The organism is Pseudoalteromonas sp. SG43-6 (assembly GCF_014164365.1).
GTDB classification, from domain to species: domain Bacteria; phylum Pseudomonadota; class Gammaproteobacteria; order Enterobacterales; family Alteromonadaceae; genus Pseudoalteromonas; species Pseudoalteromonas rhizosphaerae.
In genome coordinates this window covers 1-13,890 of sequence record NZ_JACJEZ010000045.1, presented here as the reverse complement: position 1 = coordinate 13,890, position 13,890 = coordinate 1, and the positions used below count along the sequence as shown (strand labels likewise).

Sequence of the window (13,890 nt, the reverse complement as noted above, 5' to 3'; positions counted from 1 at the left end):
ATGAGTATAGAATTACTGATCAACGTCACCCCGAGTGAAAGCCGTGTTGCCCTGATTGAAAACGGTGTATTACAAGAAATTCAACTAGAGCGTATTGGCAATTTAGGTATCGTCGGCAATATTTATTTAGGTAAAATAAGCCGAGTATTACCGGGTATGCAAGCTGCGTTTGTTGATATTGGTTTAGATAAAGCGGCTTTTTTACACGCGTCTGATATTGTAAATAGCGCCTCTATTGTTGAAGGTGTTGACGAGCAACCAATTAAAAAAGTACAAGATATTCGCGAGTTAGTGCGCCAAGGTCAATACATTATGGTGCAAGTGGTAAAAGATCCACTGGGTACTAAAGGCGCACGTTTAACAACTGACATCACCATCCCTTCTCGTTATTTAGTGTTTATGCCAGATGCCACCCATGTTGGTGTGAGTCAGCGTATAGAAACCGAAGAAGAACGCGCGCGATTGAAAAGCATTGTAGGTGAGTATGGCGATGAAGACGGCAGCTTTATAGTTCGTACTGCAGCTGAAGGTGCCAGCGAAGCTGAGTTGCGTCACGATGCCGAGTTTTTAAAAAAACTATGGAAAAAAATCGTCACTAAACGTAAAAAAACCAGCAAAGAAAGTATTTTGCATGAAGATTTAACCTTAGCATTTCGAACTCTACGAGATTACGTAGGGGAAGACATGGAGCGTATTCGGGTTGACTCAAAGCTAACCTATGAAGAGCTAAAAAGCTTTACCGCAGAGTTTGTACCAATCCTTTCCGATGCTTTAGAGTATTACCCAGGCGAGCGACCAATTTTTGATTTGTTTGATGTTGAAAGTGAAATACAAAAAGCCTTACATCGTAAAGTGACGTTAAAGTCAGGTGGCTATTTAATTATCGACCAAACCGAAGCGATGACCACGGTCGATGTTAATACCGGTGCCTTTGTTGGCCATCGAAATCTCGAAGAAACTATTTTTAACACCAACGTAGAAGCAACTTCTGCGATTGCCCGTCAGCTTAGGTTGCGTAACTTGGGCGGTATTATCATTATCGACTTTATTGACATGGTTAGCGAAGAGCATAAGCGCAGGGTATTGCATTCACTTGAGTCTGCACTGGGTAAAGATCGCGTTAAATCAAATATTAATGGTTTATCGGCATTAGGCTTAGTGGAAATGACCCGCAAACGTACTCGAGAAAGTCTTGAACATATTTTATGTGATGTATGTCCGGCCTGCTCTGGGCGCGGTTCACAAAAAACCGTTGAAACCGTATGCTATGAAATACTGCGTGAAATTGTCCGAGTAAACCGTGCTTACGCGGCTGATAAATTTATGGTTTATGCAGCTCCCGCGGTAAGTGAGGCATTACTTAACGATGAGTATCATAATCTTGCAGAACTAGAGTTATTTATTGGTAAGCAAGTGAGCATTCAAACCGAAAGCCTCTACAGTCAAGAGCAGTTTGATGTGGTTATGATGTAATGAAAGCAAAGACGGTCTGTTTTTTTTGTATCCGTAAGTTATGGCAAGTGTTCGCCATAACTCTGGTACTGCTTGCCGTTGTTGTTTCGGTTTTAAAATATACCCTGCCGTATGCCAATGACTATAAAGGTGACCTTGAAAGTTACCTATATGATAAGTTTGCGGTTAATTTATCAATTGGGGCTATTTCTGCCAGCTGGCATGGCCAAGGTCCTTCTATTGTCTTGGAAGATATCACCTTTGAAGATAATAAAAGCTCACCCATCGCACTGACTATCGCTAAAGCTAGCCTTGAATTAAACGTCTGGGAAACCATCAAAACACGACAGTTAAAATCTAACTACTTTGTGATCAACGGTTTCCATGCTGATGTTGATATGCCGACTATGTTGCAGTCGAACAGCAGTGAGGTATCGTTTGAACAAAAAGAGCTGATTGAAGGCTTATTCTTAGGTAAAACCGGTCATTTTGCGGTTGAAAATAGTAGTCTTAATTTTATCTTGGCAGATGGTAAAGAGCGTCGGGTGATGCTTGAAGACATCGTTTGGCAAAATCAATACGAACAACACTTAGCTAGTGGTACTTTAGCATTGCCCGGGATTTCAGTGGGTACATTTGATGCTCGCTTGGCATTAACCGGATCGACGCTAGAAACCATGCTGGGTGATATTTATGTGCAAGCAAATAATGTTGATGTGTCGAAATGGCTGGCTCAGTATATTAATGCTAGTAAAGAGCAGCTCAATTCTGACATTAACTTAGAATCATGGTTGAGTATTGAAAAAGGCCTGATCAAAGATGTCACAGTTAAATGGTTGCCAAGCTTTATTAATTGGCAGCAAGATACAAAAAGTCATCAATTTAGTTTAAGTGAAGGGGGTTTTCGCCTTTACCCTTGGCAGCAAGGTTGGCGGTTAAAAAGTTCAGGGGTGCGGCTCTCAAACGATCAACAGCATTGGCCCGACTTTCAATTTGAAGCGCAGCTGGATAACAAGCAACAACAAATTTGGTTGCAAGAACTCGATTTTGACTTGGTTACAAGGTTAGCCCAGTTAAGTGATTTTGCTGAATTAGAGCCGCTGTTAAGTCGTCAACCCAGTGGTCAAGTTAAGCGCGCTTATGTGCAGTTTACATCAACACAGCAATGGCAATTATGGTTTGAAGCCCAGCAATTGGGCTGGTTTGCAGAGCAAGGTGTGCCAGGTGTGCAGGGCTTACTTGTCGATGGTTTGTTAAATCAAGAACGTGGTCGCATTAATCTGTTTGGCGAAAATAGCGAGTTACTTACCGCTGATACTTTTAGCCAGCCAATCAAATATAACCAACTGAATATGCAAATTGATTTAGCCAATAGTGAGCAAGGTTGGCAGATCAGCAGTGATAATATGTGGTTGGACAATTCAGAGGTAACAGTTGCAGCTGAGATGAAGCTTAGCTTAGGCGAACAGCCTCGGCTTGATTTATATGCAGAAGCATTTGCACCAGATGCCAGTGTTGCCAGCCATTATTTCCCACGCCCTGTGATGACTAAAAATTTAGTTGATTACTTAACTGGGGCTATTAAAGGTGGTGAACTTACGCAAACACAAGTGCTGTTTTCTGGGCCATTAACGGGCTTTCCGTTTGCTGATAATTCAGGACAGTTTGAAGTATTAGCGCAGATAGATAACGCCAATTATCAATTTGCCCCTGATTGGCCTGCAGTAACTCAAGCGAGTGCAAAATTATATTTTGAAAATCAGCGTATGGATATTTACTCTGAGCATGGGCGGCTTGTTAACTTAGCGGTCGGTGATGCCGTGCATGTCAGTATTACAGATCTAATGAACGCAGATGTACTGAGCGTAAAAATTAATAAACGTGCTGAGATGGAAAAATTACTGCCGTTTTTTAAAGCAACGCCAATTGCTGACCCACTAGCAAATGTATTTGAGGTGATCCAAGGTAACGGCGCTGCCAGCGCTGATATTGAGCTACTTGTTGATTTAAATGAGTTAGATGTAACAGCTAAAGGCATGGTTAATTTAAAAGATCTGCCAGTGTATTTAGCACAACCTGGGCTTCAGCTTGAAGGTGTGACAGGTAAGCTCTATTTTAATGATGATCAGATCACTTTAGAAAATGCTAACGCAAGTTGGTTAGGAATGCCGCTGAAAGTTAACTTTAATGGTAAAAATATTGGCCCAAACTATCGTGCTGACGTTGATATAAAAGCACAGTTAAATGCTGATACGTTAATTTCTCATGGTCAAGACTTACTAAAAGGTTACTTGCATGGTGAAAGTGAAGTGGCTATTAATCTTGCCCTAAACTTTTTAACGGACGGCTTTGATTATCGCGCTAATGTCAGCTCACAACTCGAAGGGCTTAGTAGTGAGCTGCCCGCACCGTACACAAAAAGTGCCGATCAAGTATGGCCGCTAACGGCTGTTATTCAAGGTGATAATATTTCTAATTTGATCACCGCTAATATTAATAACAACTTATATTTTAATGGCATCTTAGCGAATAACGTTGGCAAACTAACCAATGCACAGTTTATTTTAGGCGAGCATGATCTGGGTTTAAACCAGCAAGACTTAAGTGTTGCAATTGATTTAGAGCAAACCGATCTATTACCTTGGCTTGGCTTGATCCAGCAGATCATCACCATCAGTCAAACAGAATCAGCTGAGAAGGGCGTACTACCACCATTAAAAGAAGTGGTGGGTAACATTCAGCAATTAACCATTGGTGATATTGCATTTAATGATTTTGAAATGCGTTTAGCGCCGACCCCAAGTGACATGAGCTTACGGCTAAACGCCAAAGAATTACGCTCGCAAGTACTTATTCCGCTAGATAAATCAAGTCGGCCGATTCATATTGCCAGTGATTATTTACGTGTTAACTTTACCCCTACTACAGACGAATTACAGCCATCTGAAACACCTCAAGATTACACTTGGTTGAGTGACATACCGGCCATTGAATTTGAGTGTACTGATTGTAAAGTGGCAAGCTATCAATTAGATAAAGTCAGCGCATCGCTTTATGGCGATGGTCATAAGCTCACCATATCTGAGCTGGTGGTTGATAAAGGCAAGCATGTGTTACGTGCTAAAGGGCATTGGCAAGATGGCATAAGTCAATTTAGCGGTAATATGCAAAGTGATGACATTGGTGAGCTATTTGATGAGTTTGATATAACCACCACAGTTAAAGATTCACCCGCAGATATTAAATTTACGCTTGAATGGCAAGATGCGCCTTATTTATTTGATATTGCCAGCCTCAATGGTAATTTAGATTGGCGTTTAGGCGAAGGACATTTAGCTGAGGTAAGCGATGGCGGCGCACGGGTATTTTCGTTGCTGAGCCTGGATTCATTAGTGCGTAAGTTAAAACTCGATTTTAGAGATGTATTTTCGAAAGGTTTTTTTTATAACAGTTTGCAAGGCACCATGCAGGTAGATAAAGGCATCGCTTACACGCAAGATACGAAAATGGATGGGGTGCCTGCTGATCTGACGATTAAAGGCCATACTAACCTCAATACCATGGAGATTGATTACGATTTAGCGGTTGCGCCACAAGTGACCTCGAGTATTCCGGTGATTGTTGCGTGGATGGTCAATCCGGTAACCGGGCTTGCGGCACTGGCGATAGATAAAGTGATCCACTCGGCGCGCGTTATTTCTGAGATTAACTTTAAAGTGACCGGTAGCATGACTGATCCTGTAGTGAAAGAAGTAGATCGTAAAAGCCGTGAAGTGACTCTTCCGCAAGCCGCACAAAACCAACCTCAAGCCGCCGCCTCCAGTGAGTTAACACTCAAAGATGCTGTAGATACAGCCACCCAATGAGGCCTTAAACGATGCAAGCTATGATAGTCGCTCTACAAATGTGCTCCGGGCTGTGTGCTGATGGCAACATGAATCAACTTAGACAACAGTTAACCACGCTTCCTGCAATACGCCCGTTACTGGTGTGTTTACCTGAAAGCTTCTTAGTGTTTGCTAATAGCGGTCATGAAACACTTGTTGTAGCAAAGCAAAGTGATGTTTATCAACAACAATTAAGTGAGTTATGTCGCCAACATGATATTTGGCTAGCTGCCGGTACTGTGCCGATTGCCACAGAGCATGGCAAATATTTTGCAGCGTCTTTGCTGTTTAATGAGCAAGGTGAAGTGCTGGCCCAGTATAATAAAATGCATTTATTTGACGTTGATGTTGCTGATGGGACTGGTGCGTATCGCGAGTCTAACTTCACCGAAGCGGGCAGTGACATTGTGGTGGTAGATTCACCGTTTGGTAAAATAGGTCTTACAGTATGTTATGATCTACGCTTTAGTGGCTTATTTAGTGCTTTGCAACGAGCCGGGGCAGAGGTTATTTTAGTGCCTAGCGCATTTACTACCATAACAGGTGCAGCTCATTGGCAACCGTTATTAACGGCCAGAGCGATAGAGACGCAAAGTTATGTGATTGCTGCTGCGCAAGTAGGGCAACACGAAAATGGTCGCGCGACATACGGCCACAGTATTATTATTTCTCCTTGGGGCGACGTCCTCAGCGAGCTTGCAAATGGCATTGGGTTTATTGGTTGTCAGCCAGATCTAAACCGCTTACACGCCATTCGTCGAGATATGCCAGTGCAATCTCACCAACGATTTAGAGAGCATTTATTATGAACACGGTTGAACAGCATTTATTACACGACAGCCAGCTAAATCGAGAAGAACTCGAAAAAACGCTTGGTTTTATTCATCAGCATAAAGTTGATTACGCGGATCTTTACTTTCAATCTAGCCACCATGAATCATGGGTGCTTGAAGATGGCTTAGTAAAAGAAGGCTCGTACAACGTTGAACGCGGCGTCGGCGTACGCGCAGTTAGTGGCGAAAAAACCGGTTTTTCGTACTCTGATGCAATTAATTTAGAAGCACTTAACAAAGCCGCAACCGCTGCGCGCAGTATTGCCGAAGCAGGTGAAAGTAAAGCCATTCAGGTATTTAGTGATGTAGCAGCAAAACAGCAGTTTGCACCACTGCAGCCGATTCAAAGCATGAGTGATACCGACAAAGTAAATTTGTTACGTGAGCTTGAAAATTATATTCGTGAGCTTGCTCCTGACGCAGAGCAAGTTATTAGCTCTATGTCTGCGGTGTATGAAGAAGTATTGATTGCGGCCAGCGATGGTACATTTGCCACCGATATCCGCCCATTGATCCGTTTAAATTGCTCGGTATTACTTGAAAAAGACGGCCGCCGTGAACGCGGTGGCGCAGGTGGTGGCGCACGTTTAGACTATGGTTACTTTAAAGAGCTGGTGGATGGTAAACCCCGTTGGATGGAATACGCAGAAGAAGCCGTACGCCAAGCAAAAGTAAACCTTGAAGCTATTGACGCTCCAGCGGGCACGATGGAAGTGGTACTTGGCGCCGGTTGGCCAGGAGTATTACTGCATGAAGCCGTAGGTCATGGCCTAGAAGGCGACTTTAACCGTAAAGGAGCCTCGGCATTTAGCGGTAAAGTGGGCCAAAAAGTCGCATCAGAGCTGTGTACTGTAGTTGATGACGGCACCATTGCCGATCGCCGTGGTTCACTTAATGTGGATGACGAAGGTACGCCTGCAGCGTACAACGTACTTATCGAAAACGGTATTTTAAAAGGCTACATGCAAGATAAAATGAATGCGCGTTTGATGGGCGTTAACCCAACTGGTAATGCGCGCCGTGAGTCATACGCGCATTTACCTATGCCACGTATGACCAATACTTATATGTTAGGCGGCGAGCACAGCCAAGCCGATATTATTAGCACAGTTAAAAAAGGTATCTTCGCCCCAAACTTTGGTGGCGGCCAAGTAGATATCACTTCAGGCAAGTTTGTATTTAGTGCCTCAGAAGCCTACTTAATTGAAAACGGCAAAATTACTCGGCCAATCAAAGGCGCCACATTAATTGGTAACGGCCCTGAAGTTATGCAACAAATCTCTATGGTAGGTAATGATTTAGCGCTTGATAAAGGCGTAGGAGTATGTGGTAAAGACGGCCAAAGTGTACCAGTAGGCGTTGGCCAGCCAAGCCTGAAAATTGATCAGTTAACGGTAGGTGGTACTGCTTAACTTTATAACTGCCAAACGCTATAAATAAAACCTTGAAAGTGCAAACTCTCAAGGTTTTATTTTGTCGGCTGCTTATTGTTTTGAGGTTAAATTTGCTGCTGAAAAAAATCCATAAATGCGGCAACTTGTCGTGGCTGAAATTGCCTTGATGGGTAAAGAAACTGTAAGCCAACTTGCTGTTTATCTTTATTACTAAAACCGAGAATATAGTCATCAAGTAGCGTCACTAAATTACCCTTAGTCAGATCATCATTAATATCTACCATTGATTTTAGAGCAATACCTGCACCGTTAATTGCCCACTGTCTGATCACTGCACCATCACTGCTACTCATAGCTACAGGTACGCGAATTACCTCGTCTTTAAAATGCCAATCATGCATCGATTGACCAAGTCGCTCCATTACTAAGCAGCGATGGTTTAATAAATCGCTTGGTTGTAAAGGTTGGCCATGTATTTTTAAATATTCAGCTGAAGCACATAACACACGTTTATTGGCTTTGATCATTCGGCTAATCAAATTACTATCGGGTAAGTTTCCAAAGCGAATAGCAATATCAATGCCTTCTTCCACTAAATTGACTAAGCCATCGGTTAAATGCAGGTGTGGTTTTACTTGTGGATTCAGTGCTACAAATTTAGCTATTGCAGGGGCAACAAACTGTTTACCAAAGTCAGAGGGTGCGGTTATTTTGAGGCTACCCGAGAGAGTGCTTTTACTAAGCTGAATACTTTGCTCTGCGGCATCAATTTCAGCAATCACTCTTAAACAGCCTTGAAAAAAGTGCTCTCCAGCCTCGGTTAATTTAATACTTCGAGTATTACGTATTAAGAGTCGGGTTTGATAGTGATTTTCAAGCTGGTTGATACGTGCCGTCATACTCGCAGGCGATAAACCAATTTTTCGCCCAGCTGCAGCAAGCCCGCCAGAGCGCACCACATGAACAAAAAGCTGCATATCATCAATCTTAGCCATCGTTCCTCACTCTTTATAATTCAGTATTAATGAATAGTGTTTTTGATATTAACTCAATTATCAAATTTAAGTAAATAGTTAAACTGGTTGTACTCATTATCAACAGAGAAAGTTTATGCGTTTAGATCATGTATTAATTTCTAGTTGTGATTACCAAGCGATGCGACAGTTCTTTATTAATTCAGTTGGGCTAAGTGAAGGGTATCGTCCGCCTTTTCCTTTCGAGGGAGCGTGGTTATACGGCAGCGATAACGTTGCTTTGATTCATCTGGTTAATGCCGCGGGTAATAAAGCGCAACAGGGGTACTTATCAGCATTTAACAGCAAAATCCAAGGGCGAGGAGTGGTAGAGCACATTGCCATTCGTAGCATGGGTTACCAAGGATTGAAAAGTCGCTTAGCGAAAACAGGTATAAGCTACTTTGAGCGAACCGTGCCAGAGCTATTAGAGCAGCAAGTATTTATACCTGGACCAGAAGAGATAAAGGTCGAAATGCTATTTAGCAGTGATGAAATTTAAATTAAATCCAGATAAACATTATTTATAAGAGAGTTAGTTATGTCTATAGAATCCTTATTTGAAGCTAAAACACTCGGTGGCATGGTCACGCAAAATAGAATTGTGATGGCACCTATGACCCGTTCGCGAACTGCGCAACCGGGCGATATTCCTACTGAACTGATGGCCACTTATTATGCCCAGCGTGCTACTGCAGGGCTGATTATTTCTGAAGCAACACAAATTTCTGCTCAGGGCAAAGGTTACTCATTTACGCCAGGTATTTACACGCAAGAACAAATCGAAGGTTGGAAGCAAGTAACACAAGCTGTGCACAAAGAAGGCGGTAAAATATTTTTACAACTTTGGCACGTTGGTAGAATGTCGCACTCTTCATTTCATCATGATGGAACGCCAGTTGCCCCATCTGCACTTGCTCCAGATGCACAAGTTTGGGTGGTAGGCGATGATGGAGAAGGACGGATGCTTGACTGCCCAACCCCTCGAGCACTAAGTGTTAAAGAAATTAAAGAAATAGTAAATGATTATAAGCAAGCGGCAATTAACGCGATTGAGGCTGGTTTCGATGGCGTTGAAATACATGGAGGTAACGGGTATTTAATTGATCAGTTTTTAAGACGTTCAGCGAATAAACGCACAGATGAATATGGCGGTAGCCAAGAAAACCGTATTCGTTTTGCCTGTGAAATTATTGGCGCAATTAGTAATGCCATTGGAGCTCATAAAGTGGGTGTTAGATTAGCGCCTTTTATCACTCAGCGTGGTATGGATGATAGTGAAGCAATTGACACTATTTTATTAGCAGCAAAGCAATTTGAGCAAATTGGTATTGCGTATATTCATCTTGCCGAAGCGGACTGGGACGATGCACCTACCGTAACACCAGAGTTTAGAGCCGCACTTCGTCAGTATTTTAGTGGCGCAATTATTGTTGCAGGTAATTATACCGAGCATTCAGGTGCGCATCTTATTGAACAAGGTCTTGCTGATTATATTGCATTTGGTCGCCGTTTTATTGCCAACCCAGACTTACCGTATCGTATTCAAGAGCAACTGCCACTAAACACTATTACCGATGGGAGTACATTGTTTGGCGGTACCGCCAAAGGTTATACCGATTACTCAGCGTATCAAAAGTAACTTTCGTTTCAACTGAAAATATAAGGACTGAAAATGGTTAATTTTTCAAACTCAGCAGTTACTTTACTGATCAGCGGGCTGTTTAGTAGTGCCAGTTTTGCGGCTGAATTTAGTTTATCGAGCCCTGACTTACAGCAAGGGCAGGCAATAAAGAGTGAGCAATACTGGAATAGCTTTGGTTGTAAGGGGAGTAATGCTAGGCCACAACTTAAATGGCAAAACGCGCCTAAGAAGGCCAAAAGCTTTGCCGTGACAGTGTATGACAATGACGCACCAACTGGCAGTGGTTTTTGGCACTGGGTAGTACATGATATTCCTCTGACTAGTAACTCGTTATCTTCAACGACTTTGCCCGAAGGGGCCATTGAAGGTAATACAGATATGGGTAAGCCCGGGTACTTTGGACCATGTCCACCAGAAGGACGCAAGCATAGCTATACCTATAAAGTGTATGCATTGGATGTAGAAAAATTAGCTGTTCCACAAGGGGCAACAAGTGCACTTACAGGGTTTTTCTTACATCAGCACTCTTTGCAAACAGCCGAGATCACAGTAACGGCAGGACCGCGTTAATTAGCTTAGGAGATAAAAAATGAAGGCTTTACCTTTACTCACTGTTTTAATAGCACTGTGTAGCAGTAGGCTGTTAAGTGCGGCCCCATTATCTGATAAATCAGGCTATTGGCCTGATGATGCACAATTAGTGATTTCTATTTCAATGCAATTTGAGGCAACAGCACAAGATAGCTCTGATGCAGGGCCGTTTCCTCAAATAGAGCAGGGTTATCACGATACGATTTCGCCTACTTGGTATCAGTATGGGATGAATGAAGGGATCCCACGATTACTTGATCTATGGGATAAACATAATATTAAAGTTACTTCTCATATGGTGGGTAGGGCTGTGGAATTAAATCCAGCACTTGCTAAAAAAGTGGTTTCACGAGGGCATGAAGCATCAGGTCACGGCCAAACATGGACACCACAATATTCTATGAGTGTTGAACAAGAGCGCGCTTCATATATTAAAAGTGCAGATATTATCGAAAAAGTGACAGGAATGCGGCCGGTTGGCTTTAATGCATTTTGGATGAGACACTCAAAAAATACACTTACGCTTTTGCAAGAGCTGGGGTTTATTTATCATATTGATGATCTATCGCGTGATGAGCCTTCTTTTACACCAGTAAATAATAAGCCTTTTGTGGTTGTACCTTATACTTTTCGTAATAACGACATTGTGCGCTATTCAGGAAGCACTGCAATGACGGCCCAAGCCTACTTACAAGAGTTAAAAGATGAGTTTGACGTGTTATACGCTGAAGGAAAACACAGAAGACGAATGATGTCGATTAGTGCTCATGACCGTATTGCAGGAACGCCTGCACGAGTAAAAGCGCTTGATGATTTTATCCAGTATGCAAAACAGCATACTGGTGTTAAGTTCATGCGAAAAGATAACATAGCCCGTTGGATAATGAAGCAAAATAATGTACCAACTAATCCGACTCAAACGGTTAGATAAAGAAAATATCTATGAGGCAGCTTTTTAATATTATAAGTGTGCCTCATGTTATTTTTAGTGATGAAGGGATTAAGTTTTGTCGTAAATTTTAAACTTCAACGGAATTAGAATAGCTTGTTACATTTTTATCATTCACTTTAAACGAGTATCTCTTAAAATGGGTACTTGAATAGTCTATGACATTTTAGGAAATAGCATGTTTAGCCGTTGTATGTTTATTTTATTTCTACTATCTCTATCAGGATGCTCTTCTTTGTCTCAGGATGAATGTATACAGGCCAATTGGACAAATCTAGGTTTTAGTCATGGTGAGCAAGGGTATACATTTGAACATGGCAGAGAAATCATATCTGCTTGTAGTGAATTTGGCATCATTGCAAAATTAGATGATTATCAAGCTGGTTACAAACAGGGGCTCGCAGCCTTTTGTGAGCCTGAAAATGGCTTTACCCTAGGTTTGCGAGGCGATGCGTATAACGGGATTTGTAATGACACACAGTTTAGAAAAGCATGGCAAGAAGGTAACGAGCGTTATCAATTTGAAGCAAGGAAAGCCGAGATAGATGATCGACTTAATAATATTAATTGGCGGCTGCAATCTATTAGTAATGAATTAGCGAGTGATAAATCGTCAAGTAGCCAAAGTAAAGAGTTACGCCGAGAGCGAGAACAGTTAGAGAGAGAGCGTCGTGATTTAAGAAAAGAAAAAGCACTTCTGCCATTACTCAACAAGCTTCCATCATGGCATTTTGAGTATGAGTTATAGCGTGTTCTTTTAAGGTGATTAATATGAAAGTAATGTCAATTTTAATAACATTTCTGATCCTCAGTGGGTGTGCGTCAAAAGAAATGCCAGAGGGTTATGGAGATGAATTATTTGCAGAGCATGAGTGCTTAGGTGGTGAAGTTGAGACAGACTATAACTATACAATCTTTAGTTCTGACGAAGATGAAAGTAATAAGAGCACGGTTCAATCAACTTGTCAGCCAGTAAAAACTGAAACTGAGTTTGAGCGAGATATTAGATCGGGAGGCTAGCGTTAAAAGCTTAACTCACTTCAGTTTTAATCAAGTGAGTTAAACTATGTCCATATAGTGGCATATTCTTATTATATGTGAGAGTTACTGCTTTGTTGTTTTGCAGCTTCACTGTACCAAAGCTCCATAAAAAAGGCAGTTAGCTTATGCTCTATTCCCAGCGCCTTGTCAGTGGGACAGAATAAAGTGAAGCTGGCTTTAAACTCGCCTAATTCGGTGGTGCTAAAGTGTATTTCAGGCTCAGGGCCAGAAATTTTTGCATCTAATTTTCTTTCGATAATCGAATTATAACGACCAGCCACATCTTGAAACTCTTCACAATATTGCTTCGCTTTCGTGGTTAGAGTTTCGTAAATTGGATACGGATTAAAACTTTCTTTACGCACAATACTAAAGTGATGAGTGGTAAAACGTTTTACAAAGTTTAAGTTTTTAATCGGGTTAGTGATCAGCTTATTATTCGGAATATAAATGGTTTTGCGAGAAAACTGATAGGTGTGCATGTCAATTTCATGCATGGTGGTTTTGATCCAATCGGTTTCAGCAATTTCACCATAGTATTCACCAACCTGTACCCAGTCACCAACCCGAAACGGGCGCGTGGTAACTAAATAGAAAAAGCCAATTATACATTGAATAAACTCTCTGGTCGCAAATACAATAGCCACTGCAAATGCCGCGATCGACAGCGCAAAGTTCTGGATTTCAGTAGACCATACAAATAGCAGTAATAGCACCGTTGCTAGGTTAATAGAGTGCTTAATATTGTGCGAAATATAGCGAATATCTTTTTCTTTTTTTTCTGCTTTATGGCGCGCAAATCTGTCAACCAGCGCCTTAAGAGTAAACGCAATAGTGATCATTGCTAGTGAAATAAGTACCGGATGGAGCAGTAAATCTTTGTTCATAAATTCCTAATTGATGGAGCGTTAATAAAAAATAACACGTGACCATACTAACTAAATTTTGCAGATTTAACCACGGTAGAACAGTAATAAAGGGGCTAGGGCGATCAATTGAGAAGGGATACAGCGATAAAAAAACCTTGCAGCGTTAACTGCAAGGTTTTATCTTTTTGAGCCTTGAGCCTTGAGCCTTGAGCCTTG

At 41.8% G+C, this 13,890-nt stretch carries 12 protein-coding genes; 10 read left to right on the top strand and 2 right to left on the bottom strand.

Annotation, left to right across the window (positions count from 1 at the left end):
- Genes rng through tldD form a run of 4 tightly spaced genes read left to right on the top strand, consistent with a single transcriptional unit; the run spans window position 1 to window position 7,584 of the window.
- Window positions 1-1,473, top strand: coding sequence for a ribonuclease G (gene rng, locus H5201_RS17140; protein ID WP_149982651.1), 1,473 nt, complete (start codon window positions 1-3; stop codon window positions 1,471-1,473).
- Window positions 1,473-5,318 (top strand): YhdP family protein, encoded by a 3,846-nt coding sequence (locus H5201_RS17135; RefSeq protein WP_182785117.1) that lies wholly within the window; start codon window positions 1,473-1,475, stop codon window positions 5,316-5,318. The genes rng and H5201_RS17135 overlap by 1 nt, the downstream gene beginning before the upstream one ends.
- Before the next feature lie 20 nt (window positions 5,319-5,338).
- Window positions 5,339-6,148 carry a carbon-nitrogen hydrolase family protein gene (locus tag H5201_RS17130; RefSeq protein WP_182740324.1) on the top strand — a complete coding sequence of 270 codons (810 nt, stop codon included), beginning with the start codon at window positions 5,339-5,341 and terminating at the stop codon, window positions 6,146-6,148.
- The gene (gene tldD / locus H5201_RS17125; RefSeq protein WP_182717727.1) at window positions 6,145-7,584 is read left to right on the top strand and encodes a metalloprotease TldD; all 1,440 of its coding nucleotides are present in this window, start codon (window positions 6,145-6,147) and stop codon (window positions 7,582-7,584) included. The genes H5201_RS17130 and tldD overlap by 4 nt, the downstream gene beginning before the upstream one ends.
- 86 nt (window positions 7,585-7,670) lie before the next feature.
- Here tldD and H5201_RS17120 read toward each other — a convergent pair whose 3' ends face one another.
- A complete protein-coding gene (locus tag H5201_RS17120; RefSeq protein WP_182785116.1) occupies window positions 7,671-8,561 on the bottom strand; it encodes a LysR family transcriptional regulator in 891 nt (296 codons plus the stop codon).
- A gap of 115 nt (window positions 8,562-8,676) precedes the next feature.
- Here H5201_RS17120 and H5201_RS17115 point away from each other — a divergent pair, with 115 nt between their 5' ends.
- The 6 genes from H5201_RS17115 (at window position 8,677) to H5201_RS17090 (ending at window position 12,784) form a co-directional block, all read left to right on the top strand.
- Complete coding sequence (locus tag H5201_RS17115) at window positions 8,677-9,081, top strand: lactoylglutathione lyase (RefSeq protein ID WP_182785115.1); 405 nt, start codon at window positions 8,677-8,679, stop codon at window positions 9,079-9,081.
- 39 nt (window positions 9,082-9,120) lie between these two features.
- Window positions 9,121-10,221, top strand: a complete 1,101-nt coding sequence (locus H5201_RS17110) for an alkene reductase (RefSeq protein ID WP_182767502.1) — start codon at window positions 9,121-9,123, stop codon at window positions 10,219-10,221.
- A gap of 33 nt (window positions 10,222-10,254) precedes the next feature.
- Window positions 10,255-10,794: a YbhB/YbcL family Raf kinase inhibitor-like protein gene (locus H5201_RS17105; RefSeq protein ID WP_182785114.1), complete on the top strand. Its 540-nt coding sequence runs from the start codon at window positions 10,255-10,257 to the stop codon at window positions 10,792-10,794.
- Between the two features lie 19 nt (window positions 10,795-10,813).
- On the top strand, window positions 10,814-11,746 hold the full coding sequence (locus H5201_RS17100) for a polysaccharide deacetylase family protein (RefSeq protein WP_182785113.1): 933 nt from the start codon (window positions 10,814-10,816) through the stop codon (window positions 11,744-11,746).
- A gap of 196 nt (window positions 11,747-11,942) precedes the next feature.
- A complete protein-coding gene (locus H5201_RS17095) occupies window positions 11,943-12,512 on the top strand; it encodes a DUF2799 domain-containing protein (RefSeq protein WP_182785112.1) in 570 nt (189 codons plus the stop codon).
- A gap of 23 nt (window positions 12,513-12,535) precedes the next feature.
- On the top strand, window positions 12,536-12,784 hold the full coding sequence (locus tag H5201_RS17090) for a hypothetical protein (protein WP_259399712.1): 249 nt from the start codon (window positions 12,536-12,538) through the stop codon (window positions 12,782-12,784).
- Between the two features lie 71 nt (window positions 12,785-12,855).
- On the opposite strand, the gene H5201_RS17085 is transcribed toward H5201_RS17090, so the two are convergent.
- Complete coding sequence (locus tag H5201_RS17085) at window positions 12,856-13,692, bottom strand: mechanosensitive ion channel family protein (RefSeq protein WP_145238627.1); 837 nt, start codon at window positions 13,690-13,692, stop codon at window positions 12,856-12,858.
- Window positions 13,693-13,890: the final 198 nt, after the last annotated feature.

Bases quoted from the DNA above. Each gene is read 5' to 3' on its own strand.
- rng (WP_149982651.1), top strand. From the start codon at position 1: ATGAGTATAGAATTACTGATCAACGTCACCCCGAGTGAAAGCCGTGTT.
- H5201_RS17135 (WP_182785117.1), top strand. From the start codon at position 1,473: ATGAAAGCAAAGACGGTCTGTTTTTTTTGTATCCGTAAGTTATGGCAA.
- H5201_RS17130 (WP_182740324.1), top strand. From the start codon at position 5,339: ATGATAGTCGCTCTACAAATGTGCTCCGGGCTGTGTGCTGATGGCAAC.
- tldD (WP_182717727.1), top strand. From the start codon at position 6,145: ATGAACACGGTTGAACAGCATTTATTACACGACAGCCAGCTAAATCGA.
- H5201_RS17120 (WP_182785116.1), bottom strand. From the start codon at position 8,561: ATGGCTAAGATTGATGATATGCAGCTTTTTGTTCATGTGGTGCGCTCT.
- H5201_RS17115 (WP_182785115.1), top strand. From the start codon at position 8,677: ATGCGTTTAGATCATGTATTAATTTCTAGTTGTGATTACCAAGCGATG.
- H5201_RS17110 (WP_182767502.1), top strand. From the start codon at position 9,121: ATGTCTATAGAATCCTTATTTGAAGCTAAAACACTCGGTGGCATGGTC.
- H5201_RS17105 (WP_182785114.1), top strand. From the start codon at position 10,255: ATGGTTAATTTTTCAAACTCAGCAGTTACTTTACTGATCAGCGGGCTG.
- H5201_RS17100 (WP_182785113.1), top strand. From the start codon at position 10,814: ATGAAGGCTTTACCTTTACTCACTGTTTTAATAGCACTGTGTAGCAGT.
- H5201_RS17095 (WP_182785112.1), top strand. From the start codon at position 11,943: ATGTTTAGCCGTTGTATGTTTATTTTATTTCTACTATCTCTATCAGGA.
- H5201_RS17090 (WP_259399712.1), top strand. From the start codon at position 12,536: ATGAAAGTAATGTCAATTTTAATAACATTTCTGATCCTCAGTGGGTGT.
- H5201_RS17085 (WP_145238627.1), bottom strand. From the start codon at position 13,692: ATGAACAAAGATTTACTGCTCCATCCGGTACTTATTTCACTAGCAATG.